The following is a 23,153-nucleotide window of genomic DNA, read 5'->3' on the forward strand; positions in this document are numbered from 1 at the left end:
CGCCGACACGCTTTCTTCCCGTACGTCAGTACAGTAGTCGGCCCCGGCGGCGTGGGCTATCGTTGCGGTCTTCCAAACTCCGCTTCGAGGCTTCACCATGGCTGACAGGACACCTCTCGCACGCGTTTCGGCGATCCAGGGCAAGGCTTTCGCAAAGGACCAGGACGGCAATCTGCGTCAATTGCGCATCGGCGATGTGATCTACGAGGGCGACGTCGTCGTCACTGGCGCCGGCAGCCGCGTCGACCTGGCCACCCCCGACAGCCAGTCGCTTGTGTTGCGCGCCAACGAGACGCTGACGGTCGATGCCGAAGTGTTCGCCTCGGTGAAGCCGGACGCCACGGACGCCGCCCTGCTCGGCGGGGCAAGGGACGTTGACCGGGTCATCAAGGCGATCAACGAAGGCGGCAGCCTCGACGCGCTACTCGACGAGACGGCGGCTGGCGCGGGCACGCCCGGAGGTGCTGACGGAGGACCCACGTTTGTTCGCTTGCTGCGCATCGTCGAGAATGTGGATCCGCTGGCTTTTGAGTTTGGCACTGCCAGAACCGCTCCCGTTGACGAGGTGCTTGGTGGGGCGGGCAGCGCCGCCGACGGCCTGATCGACCTGATCGATGCTGGCTTGGCGGCGCAGAGTGCAGCCACTGCGGCGGCCGCCGTTGGCTCGATCGCCGCCGCCGGCAACCCAGGCGGTGTCGCCGATACCCCAGTCGCCATCGACACCGTCGCCCCGAGCGTCGTCGTCGACATCGTCGATACCCGCCTGAACAGCGGCGACAGGGTATCGACCGTCACCTTCACCTTCAGTGACGCTCCGAGCGGCTTCGACCTGGCCGACATTGCTGTGGTCGGCGGCACCCTGAGCGACCTGACGCCAACCGCCGACCCGAAAGTCTTCACCGCCACCTTCACAGCGGCTGACGGCTTCACCGGTACCGGCAGCGTTGGCGTTACCGCGGGCAGCTATACCGATGCCGCCGGTGATCCTGGCCGTGGCGCCAGCGATACCGTGTCCATCGACACCGTCGCCCCGAGTGTCGTTGTCGACATCGTCGATACCAGCTTGACCAGAAGTGACGCGGTGTCGGTCGTCACCTTCACCTTCAGTGACGCTCCGGTGGGCTTTACCCTGGCCGACACCACGGCCGTCGGCGGCACGTTGAGCGGCCTGACGCCCACCGCCGACCCGAAGGTGTTTACCGCCACCTTCACGGCGGCTGTCGGCTTTACGGGTACCGGTAGCGTTGGCGTTACCACGGGCAGTTACACCGATGCCGCCGGTGATCCTGGCCGTGGCGCTAGCGACACCGTTGCGATCGACACTGTCGCCCCGAGCGTCGTCGTTGACATTACCGATCCCAGCCTCAACAGCGGTGACAAGGTATCGACCGTCACCTTCACCTTCAGCGACGCCCCGGTGGGCTTCACCCTGGCCGCCACCACGGCCGTCGGCGGCACGCTGAGTGGCCTGACGCCGACGGCCGACCCGAAAGTCTTCACCGCCACCTTCATGGCGACTGATGCTTTCACCGGCACCGGCAGCGTTGCCGTAACCGCGGGCAGCTACACCAATGCCGCCGGTAGTCCCGGCGGTGGCGGGAGCGACACCGTCCCCATCGACACCGTGGCCCCAAGCGTCGTCGTCGACATCGTCGACGCCAGCCTGAACAGCATCGACAAGGTGTCGACCGTCACCTTCACCTTCAGCGACGCCCCGGTGGGCTTTACCCTGGCCGACACCACGGCCGTCGGCGGCACGCTGAGCGGCCTGACACCGACGGCCGACCCGAAGGTCTTTACCGCCACCTTCACGGCAACCGATGGCTTCACCGGTCCGGGCAGCGTTGCCGTTACTGCGGGCAGCTACACCGATGCCGCCGGGAACCCCGGTACGAGCGGCAGCGACACGGTGCCCATCGACACCGTCGCTCCGAGCGTCATCGTCGACATCGTTGATCCCAGCCTGAACAGCACCGACAAGGTGTCGACCGTCACCTTCACCTTCAGCGACGCCCCGGTGGGCTTTACCCTGGCCGACACCACGGCCGTCGGCGGCACGCTGAGCGGCCTGACGCCGACGGCCGACCCGAAGGTCTTTACCGCCACCTTCGCGGCAACCGACGGCTTCACCGGCACCGGCAGCGTCAGCGTCGCCAACGCCAGCTACACCAATGCCGCCGGTAGTCCCGGCGGTGGCGGCAGCGACACCGTCCCCATCGACACCGTGGCCCCAAGCGTCGTCGTCGACATCGTCGACGCCAGCCTGAACAGCGCCGACAAGGTGTCGACCGTCACCTTCACGTTCAGCGATGCCCCGGTGGGCTTTACCTTGGCCGACACCACGGCCGTCGGCGGCACGCTGAGCGGCCTGACGCCGACGGCCGACCCGAAAGTCTTCACCGCCACCTTCACGGCAACCGACGGCTTCACCGGCACCGGCAGCGTCACCGTCGCCGACGCCAGCTACACCGATACGGCCGGCAACACCGGAAGCGGCAACAGCGACACGGTGCCCATCGACACCGTCGCACCGAGCATCGTCGTCGACATCGTCGACACCACCCTGAACAGTACCGACAAGGTGTCGACCGTCACCTTCACCTTCAGCGATGCCCCGGTGGGCTTTACCTTGGCTGACACCACGGCCGTCGGCGGCACGCTGAGCGGCCTGACGCCGACCGCCGACCCGAAAGTCTTCACCGCCACGTTCACAGCAACCGACGCCTTCACCGGCACCGGCAGTGTCAGCGTCGCCGACGCCAGCTACACCGATGCCGCCAGCAACGCCGGGAGCGGCAACAGCGACACGGTGCCCATCGACACCGTCGCACCGAGCGTCGTGGTCGACATCGTCGACACCACCCTGAACAGTACCGACAAGGTGTCGACCGTCACCTTCACGTTCAGCGATGCCCCCGTGGGCTTTACCCTGGCCGACACCACTGCCGTCGGCGGCACGCTGAGCGGCCTGACACCGACGGCCGACCCGAAGGTCTTCACCGCCACCTTCACGGCAACCGACGGCTTCACCGGCACCGGCAGCGTCAGCGTCGCCAACGCCAGCTACACCGATACGGCCGGCAACACCGGAAGCGGCAACAGCGACACGGTGCCCATCGACACCGTTGCACCGAGCGTCGTCGTCGACATCGTCGACGCCAGCCTGAACAGCGCCGACAAGGTATCGACCGTCACCTTTACCTTCAGCGACGCGCCGGTGGGCTTTACCCTGGCCGACACCACGGCCGTCGGCGGTACGCTAAGCGGCCTGACACCGACGGCCGACCCGAAGGTCTTCACCGCCACCTTCACGGCAACCGACGGCTTCACCGGCACCGGCAGCGTCAGCGTCGCCAACGCCAGCTACACCAATGCCGCCGGTAGTCCCGGCGGTGGCGGGAGCGACACCGTCCCGATCGACACCGTCGCCCCGAGCGTCGTCGTCGACATCGTCGACGCCAGCCTGAACAGCGCCGACAAGGTATCGACCGTCACCTTTACCTTCAGCGACGCGCCGGTAGGCTTTACCCTGGCCGACACCACGGCCGTCGGCGGTACGCTGAGCGGCCTGACGCCGACCGCCGACCCGAAGGTCTTCACCGCCACCTTCACGGCAACCGACGGCTTCACCGGCACCGGCAGCGTCAGCGTCGCCAACGCCAGCTACACCAATGCCGCCGGTAGTCCCGGCGGTGGCGGGAGCGACACCGTCCCCATCGACACCGTGGCCCCAAGCGTCGTCGTCGACATCGTCGACGCCAGCCTGAACAGCGCCGACAAGGTATCGACCGTCACCTTTACCTTCAGCGACGCGCCGGTGGGCTTTACCCTGGCCGACACCACGGCCGTCGGCGGTACGCTAAGCGGCCTGACACCGACGGCCGACCCGAAAGTCTTCACCGCTACGTTCACGGCAACCGACGGCTTCACCGGCACCGGCAGCGTCAGCGTCGCCAACGCCAGCTACACCAATGCCGCCGGTAGTCCCGGCGGTGGCGGGAGCGACACCGTCCCCATCGACACCGTGGCCCCAAGCGTCGTCGTCGACATCGTCGACGCCAGCCTGAACAGCGCCGACAAGGTATCGACCGTCACCTTCACGTTCAGCGATGCCCCCGTGGGCTTTACCCTGGCCGACACCACGGCCGTCGGCGGTACGCTGAGCGGCCTGACGCCGACCGCCGACCCGAAAGTCTTCACCGCTACGTTCACAGCAACCGACGGCTTCACCGGCACCGGCAGCGTCAGCGTCGCCGACGCCAGCTACACCAATGCCGCCGGTAGTCCCGGCGGTGGCGGGAGCGACACCGTCCCCATCGACACCGTGGCCCCAAGCGTCGTCGTCGACATCGTCGACGCCAGCCTGAACAGCGCCGACAAGGTATCGACCGTCACCTTTACCTTCAGCGACGCGCCGGTGGGCTTTACCCTGGCCGACACCACGGCCGTCGGCGGTACGCTAAGCGGCCTGACACCGACGGCCGACCCGAAAGTCTTCACCGCTACGTTCACGGCAACCGACGGCTTCACCGGCACCGGCAGCGTCAGCGTCGCCAACGCCAGCTACACCAATGCCGCCGGTAGTCCCGGCGGTGGCGGGAGCGACACCGTCCCCATCGACACCGTGGCCCCAAGCGTCGTCGTCGACATCGTCGACGCCAGCCTGAACAGCGCCGACAAGGTATCGACCGTCACCTTCACGTTCAGCGATGCCCCCGTGGGCTTTACCCTGGCCGACACCACGGCCGTCGGCGGTACGCTGAGCGGCCTGACGCCGACCGCCGACCCGAAAGTCTTCACCGCCACGTTCACAGCAACCGACGCCTTCACCGGCACCGGCAGTGTCAGCGTCGCCGACGCCAGCTACACCGATGCCGCCAGCAACGCCGGGAGCGGCAACAGCGACACCGTCCCGATCGACACCGTGGCTCCAAGCGTCGTTGTCGACATTATCGACGCCAGCCTGAACAGCGCCGACAAGGTATCGACCGTCACCTTCACCTTCAGCGACGCCCCGGTGGGCTTTACCCTGGCCGACACCACGGCCGTCGGCGGCACGCTGAGCGGCCTGACGCCGACCGCCGACCCGAAAGTCTTCACCGCCACGTTCACAGCAACCGACGCCTTCACCGGCACCGGCAGTGTCAGCGTCGCCGACGCCAGCTACACCGATGCCGCCAGCAACGCCGGGAGCGGCAACAGCGACACCGTCCCGATCGACACCGTGGCTCCAAGCGTCGTTGTCGACATTATCGACGCCAGCCTGAACAGCGCCGACAAGGTATCGACCGTCACCTTCACCTTCAGCGACGCCCCGGTGGGCTTTACCCTGGCCGACACCACGGCCGTCGGCGGTACGTTGAGCGGCCTGACGCCGACGGCCGACCCGAAAGTCTTCACCGCCACCTTCACGGCAACCGATGGCTTCACCGGCACCGGCAGCGTCAGCGTCGCCGACGCCAGCTACACCGATACGGCCGGCAACACCGGAAGCGGCAACAGCGACACGGTGCCCATCGATACCGTTGCCCCGAGCGTCGTCGTCGACATCGTCGACGCCAGCCTGAACAGCGCCGACAAGGTATCGACCGTCACCTTTACCTTCAGCGACGCGCCGGTAGGCTTCACCCTGGCCGACACCACGGCCGTCGGCGGTACGCTGAGCGGCCTGACGCCGACCGCCGACCCGAAGGTCTTCACCGCCACCTTCACGGCAACCGACGGCTTCACCGGCACCGGCAGCGTCAGCGTCGCCAACGCCAGCTACACCAATGCCGCCGGTAGTCCCGGCGGTGGCGGGAGCGACACCGTCCCGATCGACACCGTCGCCCCGAGCGTCGTCGTCGACATCGTCGACGCCAGCCTGAACAGCGCCGACAAGGTATCGACCGTCACCTTTACCTTCAGCGACGCGCCGGTAGGCTTTACCCTGGCCGACACCACGGCCGTCGGCGGTACGCTGAGCGGCCTGACGCCGACCGCCGACCCGAAGGTCTTCACCGCCACCTTCACGGCAACCGACGGCTTCACCGGCACCGGCAGCGTCAGCGTCGCCAACGCCAGCTACACCAATGCCGCCGGTAGTCCCGGCGGTGGCGGGAGCGACACCGTCCCCATCGACACCGTGGCCCCAAGCGTCGTCGTCGACATCGTCGACGCCAGCCTGAACAGCGCCGACAAGGTATCGACCGTCACCTTTACCTTCAGCGACGCGCCGGTGGGCTTTACCCTGGCCGACACCACGGCCGTCGGCGGTACGCTAAGCGGCCTGACACCGACGGCCGACCCGAAGGTCTTCACCGCCACCTTCACGGCAACCGACGGCTTCACCGGCACCGGCAGCGTCAGCGTCGCCAACGCCAGCTACACCGATACGGCCGGCAACACCGGAAGCGGCAACAGCGACACGGTGCCCATCGACACCGTCGCCCCGAGCGTCGTCGTCGACATCGTCGACACCACCCTGAACAGTACCGACAAGGTGTCGACCGTCACCTTCACCTTCAGCGACGCCCCGGTGGGCTTTACCCTGGCCGACACCACGGCCGTCGGCGGCACGTTGAGCGGCCTGACGCCGACGGCCGACCCGAAAGTCTTCACCGCCACCTTCACGGCAACCGACGGCTTCACCGGCACCGGCAGCGTCAGCGTCGCCGATGCCAGCTACACCGATACGGCCGGCAACACCGGAAGCGGCAACAGCGACACGGTGCCCATCGACACCGTCGCACCGAGCGTCGTCGTCGACATCGTCGACACCACCCTGAACAGTACCGACAAGGTGTCGACCGTCACCTTCACCTTCAGCGACGCCCCGGTGGGCTTTACCCTGGCCGACACCACGGCCGTCGGCGGCACGTTGAGCGGCCTGACGCCGACCGCTGACCCGAAAGTCTTCACCGCTACGTTCACGGCAACCGACGGCTTCACCGGTCCGGGCAGCGTTGCCGTTACTGCGGGCAGCTACACCGATGCCGCCGGGAACCCCGGTACGAGCGGCAGCGACACGGTGCCCATCGATACCGTCGCCCCGAGCGTCATCGTCGACATCGTCGATCCCAGCCTGAACAGCATCGACAAGGTGTCGACCGTCACCTTCACCTTCAGCGATGCCCCGGTGGGCTTTACCCTGGCCGACACCACGGCCGTCGGCGGCACGTTGAGCGGCCTGACGCCGACCGCCGACCCGAAAGTCTTCACCGCCACCTTCACGGCAACCGACGGCTTCACCGGCACCGGCAGCGTCAGCGTCGCCGACGCCAGCTACACCGATACGGCCGGCAACACCGGAAGCGGCAACAGCGACACGGTGCCCATCGACACCGTTGCCCCGAGCGTCGTGGTCGACATCGTGGACGCCAGCCTGAACAGCACCGACAAGGTGTCGACCGTCACCTTCACCTTCAGTGACGCCCCGGTGGGCTTCACCCTGGCCGACACCACGGCCGTCGGCGGCACGCTGAGCGGCCTGACACCGACCGCTGACCCGAAAGTCTTCACCGCCACCTTCACGGCAACCGACGGCTTCACCGGTCCGGGCAGCGTTGCCGTTACTGCGGGCAGCTACACCGATGCCGCCGGCAACCCCGGCGGTGGCGGCAGCGACACCGTCCCGATCGACACCGTCGCCCCGAGCGTCGTCGTCGACATCGTCGACACCACCCTGAACAGCACCGACAAGGTGTCGACCGTCACCTTCACCTTCAGCGATGCCCCGGTGGGCTTTACCCTGGCCGACACCACTGCCGTCGGCGGTACGGTCAGCGGCCTGACACCGACGGCCGACCCGAAAGTCTTCACCGCCACCTTCACGGCAACCGATGGCTTCACCGGCACCGGCAGCGTCAGCGTCGCCGATGCCAGCTACACCGATACGGCCGGGAACCCCGGTACGAGCGGCAGCGACACGGTGCCCATCGATACCGTCGCCCCGAGCGTCGTCGTCGACATCGTCGACACCACCCTGAACAGTACCGACAAGGTGTCGACCGTCACCTTCACCTTCAGCGATGCCCCCGTGGGCTTTACCCTGGCCGACACCACGGCCGTCGGCGGTACGCTGAGCGGCCTGACACCGACGGCCGACCCGAAAGTCTTCACCGCCACCTTCACGGCAACCGACGGCTTCACCGGCACCGGCAGCGTCAGCGTCGCCGACGCCAGCTACACCGATGCCGCCGGCAACGCCGGGAGCGGCAACAGCGACACCGTCCCGATCGACACCGTGGCTCCAAGCGTCATCGTCGACGTTGTCGACGCCAGCCTGAACAGCGCCGACAAGGTGTCGACCGTCACCTTCACGTTCAGCGATGCCCCGGTGGGCTTTACCCTGGCCGACACCACGGCCGTCGGCGGCACGTTGAGCGGCCTGACGCCGACCGCCGACCCGAAAGTCTTCACCGCTACGTTCACGGCAACCGACGGCTTCACCGGCACCGGCAGTGTCAGCGTCGCCGACGCCAGCTACACCGATACGGCCGGCAACACCGGAAGCGGCAACAGCGACACGGTGCCCATCGACACCGTTGCCCCGAGCGTCGTGGTCGACATCGTGGACGCCAGCCTGAACAGCACCGACAAGGTGTCGACCGTCACCTTCACCTTCAGTGACGCCCCGGTGGGCTTCACCCTGGCCGACACCACGGCCGTCGGCGGCACGCTGAGCGGCCTGACACCGACCGCTGACCCGAAAGTCTTCACCGCTACGTTCACGGCAACCGACGGCTTCACCGGTCCGGGCAGCGTTGCCGTTACTGCGGGCAGCTACACCGATGCCGCCGGGAACCCCGGTACGAGCGGCAGCGACACGGTGCCCATCGATACCGTCGCCCCGAGCGTCATCGTCGACATCGTCGATCCCAGCCTGAACAGCATCGACAAGGTGTCGACCGTCACCCTCACCTTCAGTGACGCCCCGGTGGGCTTCACCCTGGCCGACACCACGGCCGTCGGCGGCACGCTGAGCGGCCTGACACCGACCGCTGACCCGAAAGTCTTCACCGCCACCTTCACGGCAACCGACGGCTTCACCGGTCCGGGCAGCGTTGCCGTTACTGCGGGCAGCTACACCGATGCCGCCGGCAACCCCGGCGGTGGCGGCAGCGACACCGTCCCGATCGACACCGTCGCCCCGAGCGTCGTCGTCGACATCGTCGACACCACCCTGAACAGCACCGACAAGGTGTCGACCGTCACCTTCACCTTCAGCGATGCCCCGGTGGGCTTTACCCTGGCCGACACCACTGCCGTCGGCGGTACGGTCAGCGGCCTGACACCGACGGCCGACCCGAAAGTTTTCACCGCCACCTTCACGGCAACCGATGGCTTCACCGGCACCGGCAGCGTCAGCGTCGCCGATGCCAGCTACACCGATACGGCCGGGAACCCCGGTACGAGCGGCAGCGACACGGTGCCCATCGATACCGTCGCTCCGAGCGTCATCGTCGACATCGTCGATCCCAGCCTGAACAGCACCGACAAGGTGTCGACCGTCACCTTCACGTTCAGCGACGCCCCGGTGGGCTTTACCTTGGCCGACACCACGGCCGTCGGCGGCACGCTGAGCGGCCTCACCGCCACGGCCGACCCGAAAGTCTTCACCGCCACCTTCACGGCAACCGACGGCTTCACCGGCACCGGCAGCGTCAGCGTCGCCGACGCCAGCTACACCGATGCCGCCGGCAACGCCGGGAGCGGCAACAGCGACACCGTCCCGATCGACACCGTGGCTCCAAGCGTCATCGTCGACGTTGTCGACGCCAGCCTGAACAGCGCCGACAAGGTGTCGACCGTCACCTTCACGTTCAGCGATGCCCCGGTGGGCTTTACCCTGGCCGACACCACGGCCGTCGGCGGCACGTTGAGCGGCCTGACGCCGACCGCCGACCCGAAAGTCTTCACCGCCACCTTCACGGCAACCGACGGCTTCACCGGCACCGGCAGCGTCAGCGTCGCCGACGCCAGCTACACCGATACGGCCGGCAACACCGGAAGCGGCAACAGCGACACGGTGCCCATCGACACCGTTGCCCCGAGCGTCGTGGTCGACATCGTGGACGCCAGCCTGAACAGCACCGACAAGGTGTCGACCGTCACCTTCACCTTCAGTGACGCCCCGGTGGGCTTCACCCTGGCCGACACCACGGCCGTCGGCGGCACGCTGAGCGGCCTGACACCGACCGCTGACCCGAAAGTCTTCACCGCCACCTTCACGGCAACCGATGGCTTCACCGGCACCGGCAGCGTCAGCGTCGCCGATGCCAGCTACACCGATACGGCCGGGAACCCCGGTACGAGCGGCAGCGACACGGTGCCCATCGATACCGTCGCTCCGAGCGTCATCGTCGACATCGTCGATCCCAGCCTGAACAGCACCGACAAGGTGTCGACCGTCACCTTCACGTTCAGCGACGCCCCGGTGGGCTTTACCTTGGCCGACACCACGGCCGTCGGCGGCACGCTGAGCGGCCTCACCGCCACGGCCGACCCGAAAGTCTTCACCGCCACCTTCACGGCAACCGACGGCTTCACCGGCACCGGCAGCGTCAGCGTCGCCGACGCCAGCTACACCGATACGGCCGGCAACACCGGAAGCGGCAACAGCGACACGGTGCCCATCGACACCGTTGCCCCGAGCGTCGTGGTCGACATCGTGGACGCCAGCCTGAACAGCACCGACAAGGTGTCGACCGTCACCTTCACCTTCAGTGACGCCCCGGTGGGCTTCACCCTGGCCGACACCACGGCCGTCGGCGGCACGCTGAGCGGCCTGACACCGACCGCTGACCCGAAAGTCTTCACCGCCACCTTCACGGCAACCGACGGCTTCACCGGTCCGGGCAGCGTTGCCGTTACTGCGGGCAGCTACACCGATGCCGCCGGCAACCCCGGCGGTGGCGGCAGCGACACCGTCCCGATCGACACCGTCGCCCCGAGCGTCGTCGTCGACATCGTCGACACCACCCTGAACAGCACCGACAAGGTGTCGACCGTCACCTTCACCTTCAGCGATGCCCCGGTGGGCTTTACCCTGGCCGACACCACTGCCGTCGGCGGTACGGTCAGCGGCCTGACACCGACGGCCGACCCGAAAGTTTTCACCGCCACCTTCACGGCAACCGATGGCTTCACCGGCACCGGCAGCGTCAGCGTCGCCGATGCCAGCTACACCGATACGGCCGGGAACCCCGGTACGAGCGGCAGCGACACGGTGCCCATCGATACCGTCGCTCCGAGCGTCATCGTCGACATCGTCGATCCCAGCCTGAACAGCACCGACAAGGTGTCGACCGTCACCTTCACGTTCAGCGACGCCCCGGTGGGCTTTACCTTGGCCGACACCACGGCCGTCGGCGGCACGCTGAGCGGCCTCACCGCCACGGCCGACCCGAAAGTCTTCACCGCCACCTTCACGGCAACCGACGGCTTCACCGGCACCGGCAGCGTCAGCGTCGCCGACGCCAGCTACACCGATACGGCCGGCAACACCGGAAGCGGCAACAGCGACACGGTGCCCATCGACACCGTTGCCCCGAGCGTCGTGGTCGACATCGTGGACGCCAGCCTGAACAGCACCGACAAGGTGTCGACCGTCACCTTCACTTTCAGTGACGCCCCGGTGGGCTTCACCCTGGCCGACACCACGGCCGTCGGCGGCACGCTGAGCGGCCTGACACCGACCGCTGACCCGAAAGTCTTCACCGCTACGTTCACGGCAACCGACGGCTTCACCGGTCCGGGCAGCGTTGCCGTTACTGCGGGCAGCTACACCGATGCCGCCGGGAACCCCGGTACGAGCGGCAGCGACACGGTGCCCATCGATACCGTCGCCCCGAGCGTCATCGTCGACATCGTCGATCCCAGCCTGAACAGCATCGACAAGGTGTCGACCGTCACCTTCACCTTCAGTGACGCCCCGGTGGGCTTCACCCTGGCCGACACCACGGCCGTCGGCGGCACGCTGAGCGGCCTGACACCGACCGCTGACCCGAAAGTCTTCACCGCCACCTTCACGGCAACCGACGGCTTCACCGGTCCGGGCAGCGTTGCCGTTACTGCGGGCAGCTACACCGATGCCGCCGGCAACCCCGGCGGTGGCGGCAGCGACACCGTCCCGATCGACACCGTCGCCCCGAGCGTCGTCGTCGACATCGTCGACACCACCCTGAACAGCACCGACAAGGTGTCGACCGTCACCTTCACCTTCAGCGATGCCCCGGTGGGCTTTACCCTGGCCGACACCACTGCCGTCGGCGGTACGGTCAGCGGCCTGACACCGACGGCCGACCCGAAAGTCTTCACCGCCACCTTCACGGCAACCGATGGCTTCACCGGCACCGGCAGCGTCAGCGTCGCCGATGCCAGCTACACCGATACGGCCGGGAACCCCGGTACGAGCGGCAGCGACACGGTGCCCATCGATACCGTCGCCCCGAGCGTCGTCGTCGACATCGTCGACACCACCCTGAACAGTACCGACAAGGTGTCGACCGTCACCTTCACCTTCAGCGATGCCCCCGTGGGCTTTACCCTGGCCGACACCACGACCGTCGGCGGTACGCTGAGCGGCCTGACACCGACGGCCGACCCGAAAGTCTTCACCGCCACCTTCACGGCAACCGACGGCTTCACCGGTCCGGGCAGCGTCGCCGTTACTGCGGGCAGCTACACCGATGCCGCCGGCAACCCCGGTACGAGCGGCAGCGATACGGTGCCCATCGATACCGTTGCTCCGAACGTCGTCGTCAACATCGTCGATCCCAGCCTGAACAGCATCGACAAGGTGTCGACTGTCGCCTTTACCTTCAGCGATGCCCCGGTGGGCTTCGCCCTGGCCGACATCACCGCTGTCGGCGGTACGGTCAGCGGCCTCACCGCCACGGCCGACCCCAAAGTCTTTACCGCCACCTTCACAGCGACCGACGGTTTCACCGGCACCGGCAGCGTCAGCGTCGCCAACGCCAGCTACACCGATGCCGCCGGCAACGCCGGTACGAGCGGCAGCGACACGGTGCCCATCGATACCGTCGCTCCGAGCGTCATCGTCGACATCGTCGATCCCAGCCTGAACAGCACCGACAAGGTGTCGACCGTCACCTTTACCTTCAGCGACGCGCCGGTAGGCTTTACCCTGGCCGACACCACGGCCGTCGGTGGCACGCTGAGCGGCCTGACGCCTACCGCGGATCCGAAAGTCTTCACCGCCATCTTCACGGCAACCGATGGTTTCACCGGTCCGGGCAGCGTTGCCGTTACTACGGGCAGCTACACCGATGCCGCTGGCAACCCCGGTACGAGCGGCAGCGACGCGGTGACCATCGACACCGCGCCGCCAGTCCCGACCATCACCCTCGACGCGAGCATCACGGCTGACGACCTGATCAGCGCCGCAGAGGCCCGCAGCCCGGTCACCGTTACCGGGACGGCGGGTGGCGACGCCAGGGCTGGCGACACCGTCACCCTGACGATCAACGGCAAGCCCTTCACCGGCACCGTCGTCGACACCGCCGGCGTGCTGACCTTTGCCATCGTCGTTCCCGGCGCCGACCTCGCCGCCGACCCCGACCGGACGATCGACGCCAGCATCACCACCACCGACGCCGCCGGCAATACCGCGACCGCTACCGACAACGAAAGCTACAAGCTCGGACCGGTGGCCGTCGCCGACGTCAACTCGGTTTCCGAACTCACCGCCAACACGCTCTATTACAACGATGCCGCAAGCAATATCGGCATCCTTGACCCGGCGACCGGTGCGCGCACGCTGGTCGGCAATGCCGGCGTCGTCTTCGGAGACATTGCCGTGGGCCCCACCGGCACGCTTTTCGGCATCGCCCTGACGGGCTCGCCCAATACGCTGTACAGCATCAATCCGACGACCGCCGCGGCCACCCGGATCGGGCCGGTGACAGGTGCGCCCTTCGTCAATTCGCTGGTTGCCAGTGGTGACGGTCGCCTGTTTGCCGCCGCCACCAGCAGCGGCGGCGATGTGTACCAGTTGTCAACGACCACCGGCGCCGCGACGCGTGTGGGCAGTTTCGGCCAAGGGTCCTCCGGCGATCTGCTGTTCTTCGACAACGCGCTGTATCTGTCGACGACCGCCGGCACGATCCGCAAGCTGGATCTGGCGACCGGCAGCGTCTCCACGGTAGTCAGCGGCTTGCCCACCGACCTCTACAACCTGGCGCAGACGGATGTCGGGACGTTCGTCGGGAGTACGGCAGGTGGGGCGATGTACAGCATCGACCTTGCCGCAGGGACTGCCGCAGCGACCGGGGTGGTGACGGCTGGACAGCAGATTTATGGCTTCGCGGCGGCGCCCGTCGGCAGCCCACTGGTGACGGTTGTCGGCGATGTGACGCCGGGAACGCCTGGTCAGGACTACGATCCCGACAGCAGTGCCAACCTCACGGTTACCGGCGTCGCTGCGGGCATTCCTGCAGTGCCCCCGGCGGCCGGTGTCGGGGCGGCTATCGACGGGATCTACGGCAAGGTCGTCATCGCTGCCGATGGCAGCTACAGCTACACGCTGGACAATTCCCGCGCGGCGGTACAGCGGCTTGGCGCCGGCGAGGTCGGCAGTGACGTCTTCACCTACAGGGTCACCGATGCCGATGGCGGCGTGGATACCGCGACACTGACCATTCAGGTCAACGGCGCCGGCGAAGTGGCGCCGCCGATCAGGACCGTCGGGACCAGCGGCAACGACGTGCTCAGTGGCAGCATCGCCGCCGACAGCATGCGCGGCGATGCCGGTAACGACACGATGAGTGGCGGTCTGGGCGCCGACACCATGATCGGCGGTGCCGGCAACGATCTGATGAGCGGCGGCCTCGGTGCCGACGTCTTCCAGTGGCGTCTTGCCGATCGCGGCGCCGCCGGGGCGCCGGCGGTCGATACGGTGACCGACTTCAGCAATTCCTCGCGTGCGTCGGGTGGCGACGTCCTCGATCTTCGCGACCTGCTGCAAGGGGAGAACTCCTCCTTGAGCAGCCTCGACAACTACCTGCACTTCGACGTTTCGGCAGGCAGCACCACGGTGCAGATCAGCAGCAGTGGTGGCTTCGCCAGCGGCTACAGCGCTGCTGCCGTTGATCAGCAGGTGGTATTGGCCGGCGTCGACCTGTCTGCCGGCGGCTTGACGACCGACCAGTTGATCATTCAGGACCTGCTCACGAAAGGCAAGCTGATTACCGACTAGGCGGCCTCATTCCGGTGTCCCGTTCGTTCGGGATAGCGAAACCGCCGGGCCGGTTACTCCGTCGAAGCCGAGTTCCACGAGCGCCAGCCACTCTGCTCGCGTCTCCACGCCCTCGGCGAGCACCTGCAGGCCGATGCCGTGGGCAATGCCGCTCAGCCCCTCGAGGAAAGCGGCGTTGCCCCGGTTGCTGTCGAGTCCGCGGATGAAGCTCGCGTCGACCTTCAGATAATCCAGCCCAAGATCATGCAGCAGCCCGATCTGGCTGAACTGATGGCCAAAGTGTTCCAGACCGATGCGGCAACCGGCTGCCTTGAGGCCGCGGCTGAGTTCGCGGAACGCCGCCAGATGCCGGAGTGCGCCATTCTCGGCGACTTCCAGCCACAGCCGACGCGCCTCGCTCGCATGCGCGCCAAGCATGCCGAGCAGACGTTGCCGGAAGCTCGCGTTGGCGACGGAACTGGCCGAAAGATTGACGGCCAGTCCCGGCAGGTCGGGCCGCGCCGTCAACTCCTGCAAGCCCAGCGCCACGGCAGCGAGATCGAGGGCCGGGGTCAACCGGAGTCTTTCGGCCAGAGGCAGGAAGCGGCCAGCGGCCAGCCACTCGCCGTTTTCCTCCGCGAGCAGCCGCAGCGGACACTCGCGGTGCGAAAGGCCGCCGGCGGCATCGACCACGGGAAAGGAGACCAGACGCAGCCATTCCCGGTCGACGGCGCGCGTGATCGCCTGTGCCCACTGCTCGGCCGTACGAGGGCCGTGGTCGCCGGCAGCGATGACGGCCTCCCGGATGGCGTTCACGCCTTCCGCTTCGGCCGCGGCCAGTGCGGCATCGACGCGGGCCAGCAGGGTCTCGAGGTCCGTCGGCCGGCAATAGCCGCCGAGGCCGATCGAGACGATCGTCTCGCCTTCGACATAGGGTTTGCCGGCCTCGATGAGCGCCGCGAGGAGAACGTGCGCGGCGGCGTGGGCGTCGCGTCCGGCGGCGAGCACGATCGCAAAGTCGGCGCCGTTGAGGCGCGCGGCTATGCCCTGGCTGTCCGGATTGGCGAATGTGCCGATGACCTCGGCCGCCTGCCGCAGGAAAGCGTCGGTGGCGGCGCGACCGAGGCGGCGGTTGATGCCGGCCAGGTCGGCCAGCCGAATCAGCAGCAGCGTGCCTTCGCCGGCGTCCTCGGCGTCGAGTGTCTGGCGCAGGCGGGCCATGAAGTGGCCACGATTGGCGAGGCCGGTCAGCGGATCGCAGTTCGCTTCCCGGCGCAGAATCTCGAGCCGGGCAGCCTCCTCCTCGAAGATTGTTCGGAGGCGACCGACCGTGCTGTTCATCGCCAGCGCGAGTCGCCTGAGTTCGGGCACCGTGGGCTCGGCTATCGTCACGAAACGGCGTTCGCTGATCGCCGTCGCCTGGTCGATCACCGCCTGCAGCGGCGCTTTCAGGCGGCCGAGGATGATCGATCCGAGGAAGCCGCCGACCAGACTGGCGAGCGCCAGGGCGCCAGTCGTTTGCCAGACGTTGTCCCACAGCGCACCATAGGCCAGGCGGCTGTCGCTGATCAGGGTCAGCGTACCGACCTGCTGCCAGCCCTTGCTGATCTGCGCCTGGCCCGGCACGGCGCGAATCGGCAGCCAGCGCGCAAACCACTCCGGCGCATCGAGATCCAGTGGCCCACTGGCGCGTTCGGCAATCGTCCGTCCTTCGGGATCGACGACGCGGACCAATTCATAATGGCCGCTGTCGAAGAGCGCCGCGACGGTCAACTCGATCATCACCGCGTCGGGGTTGCTCTGGCTCATCGACAGCGCGAGTGCCGCGGCGTTGTCCGAATTCTTGATCGACAGTTGCGATTCGAGATAGGCCCGCGCACTCAGCATCGAGGCGATCAGGCTGCCGCCGAAAGCAAGCAGCATGCAGGTGATGATGGCAAGCCAGAACTGGCGATACATGGACATGGTGGTGATCCTCGGTCAATCGTTCCTGGTCGACGCTATTCGAAACCTTCGGCGCGCGCCCGTTGCAGCAGGTCCTGCCAGCGCGAGAGCCGGCCGATGCCGCCGGAACTGGCCTTCAAGGCGCCGGAGACGCCGGCGAAAATGCCGTCGCTATTGAAACTGAACACCGGCTGCAGGTCGGGGCGCCTCGATGCCGGCTGAATCGCGGTCTGCAGGTTGTCGAGCACCAGCGGTTCGGCGCTGGGCTGCGCGTAGTAGGCAAGGACCATGTGTGCCTGCTGGACCTCGCCGGCGCCGGTACTCAGCCGCGCCTTCACGTAGACCAGGCGCATCCTGGCGACCGGCACGCCGGCCAGGCGCAGGGAGTAGTACTTGGCAATCGCGAAGTCCTCGCAATCACCCCGGCCGCGTCCGATGGTCTCCAGCGGTGTGGCCCAGTAATCGCTTTGTCGCCAGATGTTCAAGTCATCGTCGAAGACGATATGGCGGTTGAAGAAGTCGTTGATCGCCTGCAGTTTCCTGCCTTCGTCGAGTGGCTTCGCCGCTGCGACGAGTTGCAGCCAGTCGTCGAGCAGGCCGATTCGCCCCGGCCCGAAGCGTGCCACCAGTTGTTGTTGGAGCGCCGTCCGGTCGGGCCCGGCAGCGGGGCAGCACAGCGCCAGGAGGAAGAGCATCAAGAGCAGCGGCCGGCAGCATCCGGGAAACGCCTGCGGCAACCTGGCCGAGCCAGTAAGTAACGAGAGTTGAGCGAGAATCGGCAAGGCTGGACGATCTGCGGGCTGGAGTGTGGAGTGGGGGGTGGCGCAAGGCGATGTCCTGAGTATAATGCCGCGACCTATCTACTTGGGATGAGCCTTGTCTTGATGCCCACCAAAAACAGAAACCGCGGAATGGCCCGCCATACGGCTTTGCTGCTGCTGGCCCTCGGGACGACACCGGTCACCGCCGAAGTCGCTGAACACCTGTCATTGAAGGAGGCGGCGCAGGCGGCCGTCTTGAGAAACCCGGAAGTGCAGGCGCGCTGGCATGCCTTCCGCGAGACGACGGAGGAGGTCGGCGTCGCCCGGGGCGGCTTCCTGCCGCGGGTGGATGTCTCGGCCGGGATCGGCCGGGAAAGGCTCACCCCGCGGAGTGCCGGGGCCGACACGACTTACACGCGCCATGACACGCTGATCAACCTGCGGCAGATGATTTTTGATGGATTTGCCACGTCCAGTGAAGTCAAGCGGCTCGGCAAGGCCAAGCTGGTCCGCTACTTCGAGTTGCTCGACGCGTCGGAGAACACCGCCCTCGAAGCGGGGCGGGCGTATCTCGACGTGGTGCGCTATCGTCGCCTCGCCTACCTCGCCGAAGAGAACTATATTCAGCATCAGGCCGCCTACGAGCAACTCAGGCGGCGAGCCGAGTCCGGCGTCGGCAAGCGGGTCGATGTCGACCAGGCAGCCAGCCGCCTGGCTTTGGCCGACGTCAATCTGACCACCGCGCTGGCCAACCTGCACGACGTCACCGCACGCTACCTGCGCATTGTCGGCGAGCAGCCGGCCAAGGTGATGTTTGCGCCTGCCGATCTCGCGACCGCCTTTCCCGAAAAAGCCGATGCGGCCCTGCTGCTGGCCTTGCGCAACAACCCGGCCCTGCGCTCGACGATCGAGAACATCGAGGCCTCGCAATATGACCTCGAGGCCCGGCGCGCCGCCTTCAGCCCGCGTGTCGAGCTGATCGCGCGCAAGGAGAACATCAACAACTACCTCGGTCTGGACGGCTCGCGCGACAACTCGGTGGTCGAAATGCGCCTCTTCTACAACCTCTTCAACGGCGGCTCCGATATCGCGCGCGACCGCCAGTACCGCGAGCGCAAGAACATTGCGCTCGACCAGCGTGAGAAAGCGTGCCGCGACATTCGCCAGACCTTGTCGATCGCCTACCACGACACGGTGCGCCTGGCCGACCAGTTATCCTTCCTCGCCCTCCAGGTCGACCTCGTCGAAAGAACGCGCAACGCCTATCGGGATCAGTTCAACATCGGTCAGCGCACGCTGCTCGACCTCCTCAACACCCAGAACGAGTTCTTCGACGCCAGGCGTTCACAGGTCAATGCCGATGTCGACCTGTCGCTCGCCTACCTGCGCAGTTATGCGGGAATGGGACGGCTGCTCGAAAAGCTGGGGCTGAAGCGAGCGGAGGCGGAGAGCGCACCCGACGAGAAGGAGATGGCCCCGCTCGATCTTGCCCAGCTATGCCCGCCGACGGCGCCGGCCGAGATCTATCCGGATCGCGAGACGCTGGGACGCAAGGCCAGGGAACTCATGGAAGGCTCGTCGAACAGCTTCATAGGCGCGCGCAACCTGCCGACGACGGTGGCGCCGCCCGATGCTGCCGCCCGGTCGCTCGTCAACCCCGCGACAGCGATGGAAAGGGAGGGTGCACGGTGATCACAAGCTTGCCACTACGGGCACTGCTGGCCGGCGCCTGTCTGCTGCTGACGACGGGCGGCCTGCATGCGCAGGGCCGGGCCGGTTCGCCGACGCTCGACAAGATTCGTGCCGCCGAGACCGTGTACCTCGGTTACCGCGAAGGGTCGGCGCCTTTCGCCTATCTGGATCCCGAGCAGAAGGCCATTGGCTTCTCGCTCGATCTCTGCCGGCATGTCACCGATGCCATCCAGGCGCGCCTGGGCCTGCCCGCGCTGAGCGTGGTGCAGGTGCCGACGACACCGGGTTCGCGTCAGATCATGCTCGAAGCCGAGACGATCGATCTCGACTGCGGGCCGGTGACCAACACCGAACAGCGGCAGCGCTCGGTAGCCTACAGCGTCACGATCTTCGTCGCCGGCGTCAAGGCCCTGGTCAGGCAGGATTCGTCCGTTCGCGCGCTCAAGGATCTCAAGGACAAGGTCGTCGTGACCACGGCCGGCACCACGGCGGAGGCCTACATCAAATCGGCAGCCGTCCGCCAGGGGCTGCTCATCAACTATCGTTTCGGCCGCGATCATGCCGAATCCTTGCGCCTGCTGTTGCGCGGGAATGCCGACGTGCTGGTCCTCGACGATGCGCTGCTGGCTGGCCTGCTGTCGAACCTTCCACCAGCCGAACGCGGTCGTCTGATCGTCCTGGCCGACAGCTACGGATTCGAACCCTACGGTCTGGCGTTTCGCCGCCAGGATCCCGAGTTCAAGAGGCTCGTTGACGACACCTTGGTCGGCGTGATGCAAAGCGGCGAGTTCGCGCGCCTCTACGGCAAGTGGTTCACGTCGCCGATCCCGCCTGGCGGCGCCAGTCTTGACATGCCGATGAGCGCGGCCCTCAAACAGCTGATCCTGACGCCCAACGACAAGGGCCTCTGAGCGCTGCCGGCGCGTCACCGGCGCGCCGGCGATTTCCATTTCCCGCGCAGGGTCGGCATTGCTATCATGCGGGCTGGTCCACGGGCATCACGGCCGCCGGTCGGCGGTTTGCCGGGAGACCGACAGGGTCTGCCCGGCACGCCGAGTTGGCGGACCAGGAGGCAGCAGACCGTCGACACAGCAAGCGGGAGGGCGCAGCCCATGGCAAGTCATCGCGAGAGCCGCGCCATAGCGCGCTCACCGGAACTGCTCTTCGACATCGTCGCCGATGTCGAGCGCTACCCCGAGTTCCTGCCACTGATTCGTGACGCAAGGATCATCCGGCGCCATGAAACGGCCTACGAAACCGAACAGAGCCTGGCACTGGGCCTGCTCATGCATCGTTTCCGTACGCGTACCGAACTGGAGCGCCCGCACCGTATCGTCGTCGCCTCCGACGATCGATCGTTCTGCCGTTTCGACATCCGCTGGCAGTTTTCGCCACTCGACAACGACCACTGCCACGTCGATTTCACTCTCGACTGCGAGACGCGCTCGTTCTTTCTGATGCCGATCGTGCAACTGCTGGTCCTGCCGATGGCCACCAGCATGGTCGCCGCTTTCGAGGCGCGCGCGCACGCGCTGGCTGGCGATGCGGCGTTCCCGGTGACGGGCCGGGAGGAGTAACCCCCGCGGCGGGCACCGCATCTGCTGTTGCGGCGTGCCCACGGCTGACCGCGTTTGCGCGATGGCCGCGGCAAGCGCGGAATTCCAACGGTTTTGTCGCGCCAGCCGGTTAAAATGCGAGCCTTCGCGAATCAAGGACAGCGCCGTGAGCCAAGAGTCATCAAGCAATGCTGCGAGTTCCTCTGCACTTGCCAGCACCAACTTCATCCGCAACATCATCGAGAGCGAGCTCGCCGCCGGCAAGCACGCGGCGCGCCGCTGGTCCGGCCGTCCCGGTCCGGCCGCCCAGCAGCTGGCCGGGGCCCTCGACCCGGCGAAGATCCGCACGCGCTTTCCGCCCGAACCCAACGGCTACCTGCACTTTGGCCACGCCAAGTCGATCTGCCTGAACTTCGGGCTGGCGCAGGATTACGGCGGCCGCTGCCATCTGCGTTTCGACGACACCAATCCCGAGAAGGAGGAGCAGGAATACGTCGATTCGATCGTCGATTCGGTCCGCTGGCTCGGTTTTTCCTGGGAGGAACCGGCGTCGGAGGCGCTGCCGGAGGGCGAGTGCAACCTCTATTTCGCGTCCAACTACTTCGACTGGATGGTCGAGTTTGCCGAATACCTGATCGCCAGCGGCCACGCCTACGTGGAGAGCCAGAGCGCCGAGCAGATGCGTGCCAGTCGCGGCACACTCACCGAAGGCGGCAGCGAGTCGCCGTTTCGCGAGCGCAGCGTCGAGGAAAACCTGGACCTCTTCAAGCGCATGCAGCGCGGCGAGTTTCCCGACGGTGCGCACGTCCTGCGCGCCAAGATCGACATGGGGTCGGCGAACATCAACCTGCGCGACCCGGCGATCTACCGCATCCGCCACGCCAGTCACCACAACACTGGCGACCGCTGGTGCGTCTATCCGATGTACACCTACGCGCATCCGATCGAGGATGCGCTCGAGAACATCACGCACTCGATCTGCACGCTCGAGTTCGCCGACCAGCGCCCCTTCTACGACTGGCTGCTCGAGCGCCTGGCCGAAGGCGGACTGCTGCAGCGCCCGTTGCCGCAACAGATCGAGTTCTCGCGCCTGAACCTCAGCTACATCGTCCTCTCGAAGCGCAAGCTGATCCAGCTCGTCGACGAGAAGCACGTTGCCGGCTGGGACGACCCGCGTTTGCCGACGCTGGTCGGCGCGCGCCGCCGCGGCTACCCGGCGGCCGGTTTCCGCCTGTTTGCCGAACGTATCGGCGTTTCGCGTTCCGATTCGCTGATCGAGTATTCGCTGCTCGAAGACACGATGCGCGAAGTGCTCAACGAATCGGCCGAACGGCGCATCGCCGTGCTCGATCCGCTGCGGCTGATCATCGACAATTATCCGGCCGGCGAGAGTGAGGACTGCTTCGCGCCCAACCATCCGCTGAAGCCCGAGCTGGGCAAGCGGGCGATGCCCTTCGGCGGCGAGCTGTGGATCGAACGGGAGGACTTCATGGCCCAGCCAAGCAAGGGCTACCATCGCCTCTACCCCGGCAACATGGCGCGCCTGCGCCATGGCTTTGTCGTCAAGTGCACCGGCTTCGACGTCGACGACAGCGGCGTCGTCAGCGCTGTCCACTGCGACTACCTGCCGGATTCGAAGAGCGGTACGCCGGGCGCCGACACCTACAAGGTCAAGGGGAACCTGCACTGGGTCTCGGCGGCGCATGCCTGCCGCGCCGAAGTGCGCCTCTACGACCGCCTGTTCGCCGTTCCCTCGCCGGGCGCCCGGCGCGAAGGCGACCCGGAAGACCTCGAACGCGATTTTCGCGACGACCTCAATCCGCACAGCATGCAAGTGATCGCGGCCTGGCTCGAACCGGCGCTGAAGAACGCCCGGGCTGAAGAATGCTTCCAGTTCGAACGCCACGGTTACTTCGTCGCCGATCGCATCGATTCGCGCGCCGGCGCGCCGGTGTTCAATCGGACGGTGACGCTCCGCGACGTCTGGTCGAGCAAGCCCGGGGCGAAGAAGTAAGCGGCGCG

Annotated in this window: 7 protein-coding genes; 5 read left to right on the forward strand and 2 right to left on the reverse strand. The window is 66.9% G+C overall.

Features of this window, described 5'->3' with window-relative positions:
* The first annotated feature begins 97 nt into the window (after positions 1-97).
* Positions 98-15,199, forward strand: a complete 15,102-nt coding sequence (locus CAP2UW1_RS24195; RefSeq protein WP_015768639.1) for a retention module-containing protein — start codon at positions 98-100, stop codon at positions 15,197-15,199.
* Positions 15,200-15,205: 6 nt separating this feature from the next.
* On the opposite strand, the gene CAP2UW1_RS21060 is transcribed toward CAP2UW1_RS24195, so the two are convergent.
* A complete protein-coding gene (locus CAP2UW1_RS21060; protein ID WP_015768640.1) occupies positions 15,206-17,143 on the reverse strand; it encodes a bifunctional diguanylate cyclase/phosphodiesterase in 1,938 nt (645 codons plus the stop codon).
* Between the two features lie 35 nt (positions 17,144-17,178).
* Positions 17,179-17,817, reverse strand: coding sequence for a transglutaminase-like cysteine peptidase (locus CAP2UW1_RS21065; protein WP_015768641.1), 639 nt, complete (start codon positions 17,815-17,817; stop codon positions 17,179-17,181).
* Positions 17,818-18,033: 216 nt separating this feature from the next.
* On the opposite strand from CAP2UW1_RS21065, the gene CAP2UW1_RS21070 reads away from it, so the two are divergent.
* The 4 genes from CAP2UW1_RS21070 to CAP2UW1_RS21085 all read left to right on the forward strand — a co-directional run bounded on the left by CAP2UW1_RS21070 (position 18,034) and on the right by CAP2UW1_RS21085 (position 23,145).
* Positions 18,034-19,575, forward strand: a complete 1,542-nt coding sequence (locus CAP2UW1_RS21070; protein WP_049778623.1) for a TolC family outer membrane protein — start codon at positions 18,034-18,036, stop codon at positions 19,573-19,575.
* Positions 19,572-20,486 (forward strand): amino acid ABC transporter substrate-binding protein, encoded by a 915-nt coding sequence (locus CAP2UW1_RS21075; protein ID WP_015768643.1) that lies wholly within the window; start codon positions 19,572-19,574, stop codon positions 20,484-20,486. The genes CAP2UW1_RS21070 and CAP2UW1_RS21075 overlap by 4 nt, the downstream gene beginning before the upstream one ends.
* A 201-nt stretch (positions 20,487-20,687) precedes the next feature.
* Entirely contained in the window at positions 20,688-21,152 is a 465-nt protein-coding gene (locus CAP2UW1_RS24200) for a type II toxin-antitoxin system RatA family toxin (protein ID WP_015768644.1), read from the forward strand.
* A 145-nt stretch (positions 21,153-21,297) separates the two neighbouring features.
* Entirely contained in the window at positions 21,298-23,145 is a 1,848-nt protein-coding gene (locus CAP2UW1_RS21085; RefSeq protein WP_015768645.1) for a glutamine--tRNA ligase/YqeY domain fusion protein, read from the forward strand.
* Positions 23,146-23,153 lie beyond the last annotated feature (8 nt).

This window comes from Candidatus Accumulibacter phosphatis, assembly GCF_000024165.1.
GTDB lineage: Bacteria > Pseudomonadota > Gammaproteobacteria > Burkholderiales > Rhodocyclaceae > Accumulibacter > Accumulibacter phosphatis.